The sequence below is a fragment of the Streptomyces sp. UH6 genome (assembly GCF_013421635.1).
Lineage (GTDB): Bacteria > Actinomycetota > Actinomycetes > Streptomycetales > Streptomycetaceae > Streptomyces > Streptomyces abyssomicinicus.
Genome location: NZ_JACADT010000090.1, coordinates 1 through 11,024, shown reverse-complemented (window position 1 = coordinate 11,024; position 11,024 = coordinate 1). Strand labels below are relative to the sequence as shown.

Sequence of the window (11,024 nt, the reverse complement as noted above, 5' to 3'; positions counted from 1 at the left end):
GTCACCGTCTCGTAGACGGACATGATGTCGGCCCCGACGGTCGACCAGTCGAACCGCCGGACGTGCGCACTGCCCCGCTCCCGCAGCTCCTCCCGCCGCGCGGGGTCCCCGAGCAGCCGGACCGCCGCCGCGGCCAGCGCGTCCGCGTCCTCGTTCGCGAACAGCTCCCCGGCCGCTCCCTGGTCCAGGACCTGCGCGAACGCGTCCAGGTCGGAGGCGAGCACCGGCGCGCCCGCCGACAGCGCCTCGACCAGGATGATCCCGAAGCTCTCCCCGCCCGTGTTGGGCGCCACGTACAGGTCGACCGACCGCAGCAGCCGCGCCTTCTCCTCGTCGCTGACCATGCCGAGGAACTCCACCCGGGACCGCAGCTCCGCGGGGAGCGAGGCGACCGCCTCCTCCTCGTCGCCGCGCCCCGCGACCAGCAGCCGGGTCTCCGGCCGGGCGGCGAGGATCCGCGGCAGCGCCCGCATCAGCACCGGCAGGCCCTTGCGGGGCTCGTCGATCCGCCCTATGAAGCCGATCGTTCCGCCCTGCCACTCCGGCTTCGGCTCGGCCTTGGCGAAGAAGTCGACGTCCACGCCGTTGGGGATGACCACCGCGTCGCCGCCGAGGTGCTCCACCAGCGTGCGGCGGGCGTACTCGCTCACCGCGATCCGCGCGCTGATCTTCTCCAGCGCGGCCTGGAGGATCGCGTAGGCGGCGATCATCGCCCGGGACCGCGGATTGGAGGTGTGGAAGGTCGCCACGATCGGCCCCGAGGCCGACCAGCAGGCGAGCAGGCCCAGCGAGGGCGAGGCCGGCTCGTGGATGTGGATGACGTCGAAGGCCCCGTCGTGCAGCCAGCGCCGCACCCGCGCCGCGGACAGGAAGCCGAAGTTGAGCCGGGCCACCGACCCGTTGTACGGCACCGGCACCGCGCGCCCGGCGGAGACCACGTAGGGCGGCAGCGGCGTGTCGTCGTCGGCGGGCGCCAGCACGGACACCTCGTGGCCCTGCCGCACGAAGTACTCGGCGAGGTCCCGGATGTGGAACTGGACGCCGCCCGGCACGTCCCAGGAGTACGGGCAGACGATGCCGATCCTCAACGGTCCTCCCCCTTGCCGCGGGCGCCCCGGTCGTCGAGGTCCGCGAGCCACAGCCGCTGGAGCATGTGCCAGTCCTCGGGATGCTCGGCGATCCCCGACGCGAAGGCGTCGGCGAGACGCTGCGTCATCACGGCGGACTTCTCCGCGCGCGTGCCGCTGCCGGGCACCTCCACCGGCGGGTGGATCCGCCCCTTCATCACCGGGGTGTCGTCGAACCAGAGGGTCACCGGGAGCAGCAGCGCCCCGGTCTGCTGCGCGAGTATCGCCGGCCCGGCCGGCATCCTCGCCTTCTCCCCGAAGAAGTCCACCTCCACGCCGGAGGCGGACAGGTCCCGGTCGGCGACCAGGCAGACCAGGCCGCCCTTGCGCAGCCGCCGCGCCAGGGCCCCGAAGGCCGAGCCGCCGTTGTGCGGCAGCACCTCCATGCCCAGGCCCTCGCGGTAGGCGACGAACCGGTCGTACAGCGTCTCGGGCTTCAGGCGTTCGGCGACGGTGGTGAACGGGGTGCCGAGGTGCGTGGTGACCCAGGCCCCGGCCAGGTCCCAGTTGCCCATGTGCGGCAGCGCGAGTATCACGCCGCGGTCGTCGGCGAGGGCGTCCTTCAGCAGGTCGACGTCCTCGGCCTCCATCCCGGCGGCGATCCGCTCCTTGCTCCACGCCGGAAGCCGGAACGACTCCATCCAGTACCGCAGGTAGGACCGCATGCCGGCCCGGGACAGCTCGGCGAGCCGCTCCGGCGTGGCGTCGGGCACCACCCGGGCCAGGTTCCGCTCCAGCCGCAGCACGCCCGCGCCCCGGCGGCGCCAGGCGGTGTCGGCGATCGTTTGGCCGAGCCGCACGGCGGCCGGCTCGGGAAGCTTCTTCACGGTGGCCCAGCCGAGCCCGTAGAGGGAGTCGGCGAGCCTGTCCTTCAGGGCGCTCACGAGACCGTCCCGGCGTCCGCCTCGGCGGCCTCGCGGCGCACCGTGACCACCCGCTGGACCAGCGTGACCAGGCTGCCCACGGCGACGATCCACAGCGCCAGCGGCAGCAGCACGTCGACGCCGGGCACCCCGAAGGCGTGCAGCCCCGCGAGCCCGGCCGCGACCAGCGTCACCACCAGCCGCTCGGCGCGCTCCACCAGACCGTTCACCGCGACCGGCAGGCCGATCGACTCGCCGCGCGCCTTGGTGTACGACACCACCTGGCCGCTGGCCAGGCAGAAGATCGCCACCGCGCACAGCGTCACGCTGTCGCCGCCGCCCGCGTACCAGAGGGCGATGCCGCCGAAGACCGCGCCGTCCGCGACCCGGTCCAGCGTGGAGTCGAGGAAGGCCCCCCACCGGCTGGAACGGCCGAGCTGGCGGGCCATGTTGCCGTCGACCAGGTCCGAGAACACGAACAGGGTGATGACGATCGTGCCCCAGAAGAACTCGCCCACCGGGAAGAGGACCAGCGCGCCCGCGACCACCCCTGCGGTCCCCAGCACGGTGACCGTGTCGGGGCTGACGCCGTGACGGATGAGAAACGCGGCGAACGGTGTGAGAACACGCGTGAAGAATGCACGCGCGTACTTGTTCAGCATGGCCTTCCCGAGGGTCGTTGCGGCCGGCGCCCCTGCTGGCCGCCGGCCCGGCCCATCGTAGCCACGCCCTCCCCGACCCGGGGGCGGGGCACCCTAGGGGTCGGGTCACGTCCTGGCCACGACCCTCTCCCGGGCAGGTCACGCGGGGCGCCCGTCCCTCGTATGGACGACTCCCGGTGACGGTGCGAAGCTCGAAGGGAACCGCGGGCGCGCGCCGGGCGCCGCCGCAGCGGCCCCCGGGACCGTGCCCCGCGCCACCACCGACCTCACCGTGCACGGGAGGCAGGACCATGGGCGACAGGAACAGCCATCACCCCGGAGCCCCCGGAGGGGCGGCGACGGTCGACCGCCCCCGCTCCATCCGGAACGTGGCGCTGGTCGGCCCCACCGGATCGGGCAAGACCACGCTGGTCGAGGCCCTCGCCCGGACCGCCGGTGCGGTCAACCGGGCGGGCCGGGTCGAGGACGGCGGCACCGTATCCGACCACGACGAGATGGAGCGGCGCCGCCACCGCTCGGTGCAGCTCTCCCTGGTGCCGCTCACCTGGGGCGACGTCAAGATCAATCTGCTGGACACCCCCGGTTACGCCGATTTCGTCGGGGAACTCAGGGCCGGTCTGCGCGCCGCGGACGCGGCCCTGTTCGTCGTCTCCGCCTCCGACGGCGTGGACGGCGCCACCCGCGCCCTGTGGGACGAGTGCGCGGCGGTCGGCATGCCCCGCGCCATCGTCGTCACCCACCTCGAGTCCGCCCGCACCGGCGTCGAGGAGATGACCCGGCTGTGCGCGGAGGCCTTCGGCGGCGGCGACCCCGACGCCGTCCTCCCCCTCTACCTGCCGCTGCGTGGCCCCGCCGGCCCCGACGGGCAGGCACCCGTGACCGGGCTCGTCGGCCTGCTCACCAAGAAGCTCTTCGACTACTCCTCCGGCGAGCGCGCCGAGCACGACCCCGACGCGGACCGGATCCCGCTCATCGAGCGGGCCCGCGACCGGCTGATCGAGGGCATCATCGCGGAGAGCGAGGACGAGACCCTCATGGACCGCTACATCGGCGGCGAGGACCTCGACCCCGACACCCTGGTCGCGGACCTAGAGAGGGCCGTCTCCCGCGCCTCCTTCCACCCCGTCCTGTGCGCCGCGCCCGCCCCGCCCGGCGCCCGCCAGGGACTGGGCACGGTCGAGCTGCTCGACCTGATCACCCGCGGCTGCCCCACCCCGCCGGAACGCCACGCACCGGTCGTCACCGCCCTCGACGGCACGCCCCGCGACCTGCGGCTCGGCGACCCGGCCGGGCCGCTGGTCGCGGAGGTGGTCAGGACCGCCTCCGACCCCTACGTCGGCCGGATGTCCCTGGTCCGCGTCTTCTCCGGCACGCTCCGCCCCGACACGGTCGTCCACGTCTCGGGGCACGGGCTGACCGACCGGGGACACGAGGACCACGACGTCGACGAACGCGTCTCCGCCCTGACCAGCCCGTTCGGCAAGCAGCAGCGCCCCGTCACGCACGCCGTGGCGGGCGACCTGGTCTGCGTCGCCAAGCTCTCCCGCGCGGAGACCGGCGACACCCTGTCCGCCCAGGACGACCCGCTGCTGATGACGCCCTGGGCCCTGCCCGACGCCCTGCTCCCGATCGCCGTGGAGGCCCATTCCAAGGCCGACGAGGACCGGCTCTCCGAGGGCCTCGCCCGCCTGGCCGGCGAGGACCCCACCCTGCGGCTGGAACACGACCGGGACACCCATCAGGTCGTCCTGTGGTGCCTGGGCGAGGCCCATGCCGAGGTCGCCCTGGAGCGCCTGCGCACCCGTTACGGCGTCCGGGTCGACGTCGTCCCGCACCGGGTGGCGCTGCGCGAGACCTTCGCCGCGCCGGCCGCCGCGCGCGGCAGGCACGTCAAACAGTCCGGCGGGCACGGGCAGTTCGCGATCTGCGAGGTCCGGGTCGAGCCGCTGCCGGCGGGCTCCGGCGTCGAGTTCGCCGACCGCGTGGTGGGCGGCGCGATCCCCCGGCAGTTCATCCCCTCGGTGGAGAAGGGCGTCCGCGCCCAGGCGGCCAAGGGGGTCGGCTCCGGTCACCCGCTGACCGACGTGCGGGTCACCCTCCTCGACGGCAAGTCGCACTCGGTGGACTCCTCCGACGCCGCCTTCCAGACCGCCGGCGCGCTCGCGCTGCGGGAGGCCGCGGCCGACGCCCGGCTCCACGTCCTGGAACCGGTGGCCGAGGTGGCCGTGCTGATCGGCGACGCCTACGTGGGCGCGGTGATGAGTGACCTGTCCTCCCGGCGCGGCCGCGTGCTGGGCACCGAGCAGACCGAGGGCGGCCGGGTCCTGGTCCGCGCCGAGATCCCCGAGCTGGAGATCGAGCGCTACGCCGTGGAGCTGCGCTCCCTGGCCCACGGCACGGCCGGCTTCAGCCGCCGGTACCTGCGCCACGAGCCGGTCCCCGAGCACGTCGTGCGGCGGCTGCGCGAGAAGGAGGCCGCACCCGTCTGATCCCGCGCCCCCCGGCCCGCCGCAACAGTGCGCCCCGCGACGGGGGTTGACCGGGCCCCCGTCCTGGGCAGTCTGTGTAGTGCGCGACCGGGCCCGGACCGGCCGGCCCCCGGGCGGACGATTCCGCCGAGGGCCCACCGGGCCCGTCAACCGGCCGTTAGGCTGACGAACCGGTCTCCGGTCGTGCGGGAAGGCCAGGACACACCGCCGTGGGAACACCGCGGCAGGGGGGCGGAAAGAACCGTGTCGAGCGACGCATTCGGGCCGATGGTCCCGGCAGCCGGCGGCGAGGGGCTGAAGGCGACCTTCGCGCTGGCCTCCGCGGCCTACCGGGACGACCCGGTCGAGAAGATACTCGACGCCGACAACGAGTGGCACCGGTCGAAGGTGAACCCCGGCAAGAGCTGGGCCAAGATCTTCCGCCCCAACCTCGGCGAGGCATTCTCCCGCGCCGTGGTCGACCGGCTCCTCGACCCCGGCCGCAAGCCGGTCGTCCAGTCCTTCGGCATGGACCCGCAGACCGTGGTCGTGCACTGCCTGGCCGCCAACGGACTGCGCCGCACCCGCGACCTCCGCCTCACCGCCGTGATGCTGCTCTGCGGGGTGCTGTTCCTGCCCGGCCTGCTGGCCTGGCTGCTGGTCTTCCAGATCCGGGCCACCCTCGCCAAGGCCGAGAACCGCAGGACCTCCGGCATGGGCACCGTGCTGCTGGCCGCCTTCGGCCTCCTCGCCGTGGTCTTCTTCGTCCAGATGCCCTTCGCGGGCTTCTGGGGCTGGTACTCGCGCGGCGCGGTGGTCGCCCCGGTGATCGGCTGGGTGGTCGCCAAGCGGATCTGCGAGACCACCGCCAAGGACCTCCGCGACCGCTGGGCGTCCCTGCTCTCGGGCAGCAGCATCGGCGCCAAGGTCCCCGAGGCGGTGCCCTCCAGCCCGGACGAGTCCGCCGACCAGCTGCGCCAGAGCCTCAACCGGCTCGGCTCCGAGCAGCAGTCCAACGTCACCTTCTACGCCGGCCCCAAGGGCATCCTGGGCATGGGCACCCGCTGGGGCAGCTGGCAGATGGCCGAGGATCTCGAACCCGCCGAGGAGGGCAAGGAGATCTACGCCTTCCGCAGCTGGGACGTGGTCCGCGCCATCCACGCCAAGCTGTCCCTGATGGAGCGCACCCCGGTTCCCACCGAGGGCATCCCCAAGCCGTCGGTGGAGCACTGGATCGTCTCCCCCGTCGGCGAGGGGGCCGACTCCGTGGCCCGGCCCGACGGCACCGACGTCGACAACTTCCGGTACAAGTCGCACGCCATACAGCAGATCTGCAACCGCCAGCAGTTCGGCAGCGGCGACCGCCACTACCTGGGCGTCCAGTGGGTCCTCTGGGACGGACAGCTGGTCCTCACCATGCTGATCAACGTCACGGTGCTCTACCAGACCCTGCGGATCGAGGTCACCGGGCACGCCCTCGGCCCCGTCCACGGCCTGTTCAACTCCGGGCCGGCGGCCAAGGAGAAGTCGGTCGACAAGGCCTTCAAGCCCTGGGAGAAGCGCACGGTCGCACTGCCGCTGGTCGACAGCGACGAAGTGGTGCGGCTGGCCGCGCGGGCACCGCTGACCTGGTTCAACAAGCCGCTCAACTGGCTCGGCGGCAGCCTGAGCCTCCCGGAACCCTTCGGTCTGCGGCACTCCTGGGCGGAGCAGCCCTGGCGCCACCGGTTCATGGCCGACGACGCCATGCGCGTGGCCACGCCGGTGCTCCGCGCCGTGCACCAGGCGGCGATCGGCATGCTGCGCGAGCACGGGGTGGCCACCGAGAAGTTCGGGGCGCGCTCGTCCGTGGTCAGCGGCGCGGTGCAGGACCCGTCGCCGCGCAAGGCCGACAGCTACGACGCGTAGGCCCGCCCGGGCGGCCGCGACGGGTGGTGTCAGGCCGAGGGCCAGGCCGCCGCGATCATCGCCCGGGTGTCGGCCAGCAGCTGCGGCAGCACCTTGGTGTGCCCCACGACCGGCATGAAGTTGGTGTCCCCGCCCCAGCGGGGCACCACGTGCTGGTGCAGGTGCGCGGCGATCCCCGCCCCGGCGACCGTCCCCTGGTTCATACCGATGTTGAAGCCGTGCGCCCCGGAGCAGCGCCGCAGCGCCGTCATCGCCTGCTTGGTGAGTTCGCCCAGCTCCGCCGTCTCCTCGACGGTCAGCCCGGTGTAGTCGGCGACGTGCCGGTAGGGCACCACCATCAGGTGACCGCCGTTGTACGGGTACAGGTTGAGCACCGCGTAGACGTGGGTCCCGCGCCGGATCACCAGCCCGTCCTCGTCCGACTTGGCGGGGATCGAGCAGAACGGGCATCCGTCGCCGGCCTCGGGTCCGGTGGGCTTGTTCTCGCCCTGGACGTAGGCCATCCGGTGGGGGGTCCACAGCCGCTGGAAGGCGTCCGGCGAACCCACCCCGATCTGCAGCTCCGGCTCACTCGTCATACCAGGCAGCATATGGCGTCGCCCGTACGGAACGTGTCGCCGGGGGCGGCCGCCGCCCCCGGCCCGCCAGGCTGGCGGTATGGACACCCGTGACCCCCGCGAGGACCGTGCCGAGATCCCGCTCGCCGTGGCCTCGCTGCTGTTCCTCGCCGCCTACGCCCTCCTCGTCCTGAGCACCGGGCTGCCCGACGTGTGGCACAGCCTCGCCCTCGCGGTGATCGCCGCGGTGTGGCTGCTCTTCGCCCTCGACTACGCGGCCCGCTGGCGCCGCAGCGGCCAGGGCCTCCGCTTCGTGCGCGCCCACTGGCTGGACACGCTGGTCCTGCTCCTGCCCCTGCTCCGTCCGCTGCGGATCGTCCGGCTCTACGAGGCGGTGGTGCGGCGGCGCGGGCGGCCGCGGTTCTCCCTGCAGGCGCGGGTGATGTTCTACGCCGGGGTGTCCGTGCTGCTGATCGGGTTCGCCGGAGCGCTGGCCGTCTACCAGCAGGAGCGGGGCGCCCCCGGCGCCACCATCCTCACCTTCGGCGACTCCGTGTGGTGGACCTGCTCCACCCTGGCGACCGTCGGCTACGGCGACGTGACCCCGGTGACGTTCATGGGCCGGACCATCGCGGTCGCCCTGATGGCCTGCGGCCTCGCCCTGCTCGGCGCGGTCACCGGCTCCTTCGCGTCGTGGCTGATGACGGTCTTCGCCACGGACGAGGAACGCGGAGGGCCCCCGGGGAGCTGAGCTTCCCGGGGGCCCTCACGTCAGGACGTCACACCTGGACGCGGCGCTCCACCACGTCGACGATCTTGGCGATGGCCTCGTCCCGCGGGATGCCGTTCTCCTGCGAGCCGTCGCGGTAGCGGAACGACACCGTCCCCGCGTTCATGTCCTCGTCACCCACGATGATCATGAAGGGGATCTTCATCTTCTGGGCGTTGCGGATCTTCTTCTGCATGCGGTCCGAGGAGGAGTCGACCTCGACCCGCAGCCCCTTGCCCTTCGCCTCGGCCGCGAAGTCCTGGAGGTACTCCACGTGCGCGTCGCCGATCGGGATGCCGAGCGCCTGCACGGGGGCCAGCCACGCCGGGAACGCGCCCGCGTAGTGCTCCAGCAGCACGCCGAAGAAGCGCTCGATGGAGCCGAAGAGCGCGCGGTGCAGCATGACGGGCTGCTGCCGGGAGCCGTCCGCCGCGGTGTACTCCAGGCCGAACCGCTTGGGCTGGTTGAAGTCCACCTGGAGCGTCGACATCTGCCAGGACCGGCCGATCGCGTCCCGGGCCTGGACGGAGATCTTCGGCCCGTAGTACGCGGCGCCGCCCGGGTCGGGGACCAGCGGCAGGTTCTGCTTCTCGGCGGCCTGGCGGAGCGCCTCGGTGGCCTCCGCCCAGTCCTCGTCCGAGCCGATGAACTTGTCGGAGTCGTCGCGGGTGGAGAGCTCCAGCTCGAACTCGGTCAGGCCGTAGTCGCGCAGCAGGTCGAGCACGAAGGTCAGGAGCGTGTCGAGCTCCTGCGGCATCTGCTCCTTGGTGCAGTAGATGTGCGCGTCGTCCTGGGTGAACCCGCGGGAGCGGGTCAGGCCGTGCACCACACCCGACTTCTCGTACCGGTACACCGTGCCGAACTCGAAGAGCCGCAGGGGCAGTTCACGGTAGGAACGGCCGCGAGACTTGAAGATCAGGTTGTGCATCGGGCAGTTCATCGCCTTGAGGCGGTAGTTCTGCTCGTCGAACTGGATGGGCGGGAACATCCCCTCCGCGTAGTGCGGCAGGTGCCCCGAGGTCTCGAAGAGGCCTTCCTTCGAGATGTGCGGGGTGTTCACGAACTCGTAGCCCGCGTCCTCGTGGCGCCGGCGGGAGTAGTTCTCCATCTCCTTGCGGATCACGCCGCCCTTGGGGTGGAACACCGCGAGGCCGGGGCCGAGCTCGTCGGGGAAGGAGAAGAGGTCCAGCTCCGCGCCGAGCTTGCGGTGGTCGCGCTTCTCCGCCTCGACGAGGAAGTCCAGGTACTGCTTGAGCTCGTCCTTGGACGGCCAGGCGGTGCCGTAGATGCGCTGGAGCTGCGGGTTCTTCTCGCTGCCGCGCCAGTAGGCCGCGGCGGAGCGCATCAGCTTGAACGCCGGGATGTTCCGGGTGGTGGGCAGGTGGGGACCGCGGCAGAGGTCCTTCCAGCACAGGTCGCCGGTCTTGGCGTCGAGGTTGTCGTAGATGGTCAGCTCGCCCGCGCCGACCTCGGCGGCGGCGCCGTCGGCGGCCTGCGCGGCGTTGCCCTTGAGGCCGATCAGCTCCAGCTTGTACGGCTCGCCGGACAGCTCCTCGCGGGCCGCCTCGTCGGTGGTGACGCGGCGGGAGAAGCGCTGGCCCCGCTTCTGGATCTCCTGCATCTTCTTCTCGATGCGCTTGAGGTCCTCGGGGGTGAACGGCTCCTCGACGTCGAAGTCGTAGTAGAAGCCGTCCTTGATCGGCGGGCCGATGCCGAGCTTGGCCTCCGGGAAGAGCTCCTGGACGGCCTGCGCCATGACGTGCGCGGTGGAGTGGCGCAGGATCGCCAGACCGTCCTCGGAGGAGATCTCGACGCCCTCGACGGTCTCGCCGTCCTTCGGCTCGTAGGCGAGGTCCTTCAGCTCGCCCCCGACCCGGGCGGCCACGACCGAGCGCTCACCGGCGAAGAGGTCGGCGGCCGTAGTGCCCGTCGTCACCACGCGTTCTTCCCGCTCGGAATCGCGTTGGATGATCACACGGACGTCTGACACCGGTCTCTCCTGACTGAAGGCCTGCTGAGGTGAGGATCTCGACACGTCACAGCTGACGTGTGGGGGAATCCTACCGAGCCGCGCGCACCCCACGCGAAGCGGTTAGGGCCTGTCCGGCGGATCTTGCCGTTCTTGCTGCCGGGTTCCCTCGTCACCGCCCTGAGCGGGGGCATGGGGGTGCCCCCTGCTCGAGCGAAGCCGAGAGCTCGGGGGAGCGTGCGGCTGCAAGGCGGAGGAGGGAGGCGACGCGGAGCGACGCGGAGCGACGTCGAGTGACGACAACGCCGCAGACGTGCGTGCCAGACCCCGCGACCCACGTGCACGATCCGCCGGACAGGCCCTAGCCCTCGCAGTCCTCCCCGCACGCCTCCTCGAAGAAGTCGAGGTTCTCCTGCAAGGACTTCATCAGCCGCTCGCGCTCGGCGTCGTCCACGGTGACCGGGGTGACCCCGCAGGCGCCGGTGAGGCGGCGGAAGCCGGCCCGGCTGTCGAGCCGGCCCTCCAGTCGGACGGGCAGCCCGACCAGGTGTGCCTGTCCGGCGATCCGGTACGACTCCTGGTCCAGGGTGACGCGCACGTGCGGGACCTCCGCCCCGGTCAGCACCCGCAGCCGCACGGTTCCCGCCCCGTCGGCGCCGGTGCGGCGCAGCCGCTCCACGGTGCCGGTGAGCCGCACGGTG

8 protein-coding genes and 1 pseudogene are annotated in these 11,024 nt (G+C 72.4%); 3 read left to right on the top strand and 6 right to left on the bottom strand.

The features are described from left to right. The 3 genes from HW445_RS08250 to pgsA all read right to left on the bottom strand — a co-directional run. Positions 1 to 1,088: glycosyltransferase family 4 protein (locus HW445_RS08250; protein ID WP_180220366.1), on the bottom strand; the 1,088-nt coding region annotated here is incomplete at its 3' end. Further along, a complete protein-coding gene (locus HW445_RS08245) occupies positions 1,085 to 2,002 on the bottom strand; it encodes a phosphatidylinositol mannoside acyltransferase (protein WP_180220368.1) in 918 nt (305 codons plus the stop codon). The genes HW445_RS08245 and HW445_RS08250, both read right to left, overlap by 4 nt. A gap of 5 nt (positions 2,003 to 2,007) precedes the next feature. Continuing rightward, positions 2,008 to 2,652 (bottom strand): phosphatidylinositol phosphate synthase, encoded by a 645-nt coding sequence (gene pgsA / locus HW445_RS08240; RefSeq protein ID WP_180220365.1) that lies wholly within the window; start codon positions 2,650 to 2,652, stop codon positions 2,008 to 2,010. A 290-nt stretch (positions 2,653 to 2,942) separates the two neighbouring features. On the opposite strand from pgsA, the gene HW445_RS08235 reads away from it, so the two are divergent. Continuing rightward, entirely contained in the window at positions 2,943 to 5,141 is a 2,199-nt protein-coding gene (locus HW445_RS08235; protein ID WP_180220364.1) for an elongation factor G-like protein EF-G2, read from the top strand. A 267-nt stretch (positions 5,142 to 5,408) separates the two neighbouring features. Continuing rightward, a complete protein-coding gene (locus tag HW445_RS08230) occupies positions 5,409 to 7,028 on the top strand; it encodes a hypothetical protein (RefSeq protein WP_180220367.1) in 1,620 nt (539 codons plus the stop codon). 29 nt (positions 7,029 to 7,057) lie between these two features. Here HW445_RS08230 and HW445_RS08225 read toward each other — a convergent pair whose 3' ends face one another. After that, positions 7,058 to 7,618 (bottom strand): HIT domain-containing protein, encoded by a 561-nt coding sequence (locus HW445_RS08225; RefSeq protein WP_180220363.1) that lies wholly within the window; start codon positions 7,616 to 7,618, stop codon positions 7,058 to 7,060. 67 nt (positions 7,619 to 7,685) lie between these two features. Between HW445_RS08225 and HW445_RS08220 the strand changes: the two genes are divergently transcribed. Beyond that, positions 7,686 to 8,336, top strand: a complete 651-nt coding sequence (locus HW445_RS08220; protein ID WP_180220362.1) for a potassium channel family protein — start codon at positions 7,686 to 7,688, stop codon at positions 8,334 to 8,336. 28 nt (positions 8,337 to 8,364) lie between these two features. Here the strand turns inward: HW445_RS08220 and thrS are convergent, their stop codons facing one another. Both thrS and HW445_RS08210 read right to left on the bottom strand, forming a co-directional pair. Continuing rightward, positions 8,365 to 10,344, bottom strand: coding sequence for a threonine--tRNA ligase (thrS, locus tag HW445_RS08215; protein WP_180220361.1), 1,980 nt, complete (start codon positions 10,342 to 10,344; stop codon positions 8,365 to 8,367). A gap of 340 nt (positions 10,345 to 10,684) precedes the next feature. Beyond that, a pseudogene (locus HW445_RS08210) lies at positions 10,685 to 11,024 on the bottom strand (hypothetical protein); the annotation flags it as partial.

What these genes read in the sequence shown, in the direction of transcription:
- pgsA (WP_180220365.1), bottom strand. Translation starts at nt 2,652, where the DNA reads ATGCTGAACAAGTACGCGCGTGCATTCTTCACGCGTGTTCTCACACCG.
- HW445_RS08235 (WP_180220364.1), top strand. Translation starts at nt 2,943, where the DNA reads ATGGGCGACAGGAACAGCCATCACCCCGGAGCCCCCGGAGGGGCGGCG.
- HW445_RS08230 (WP_180220367.1), top strand. Translation starts at nt 5,409, where the DNA reads ATGGTCCCGGCAGCCGGCGGCGAGGGGCTGAAGGCGACCTTCGCGCTG.
- HW445_RS08225 (WP_180220363.1), bottom strand. Translation starts at nt 7,618, where the DNA reads ATGCTGCCTGGTATGACGAGTGAGCCGGAGCTGCAGATCGGGGTGGGT.
- HW445_RS08220 (WP_180220362.1), top strand. Translation starts at nt 7,686, where the DNA reads ATGGACACCCGTGACCCCCGCGAGGACCGTGCCGAGATCCCGCTCGCC.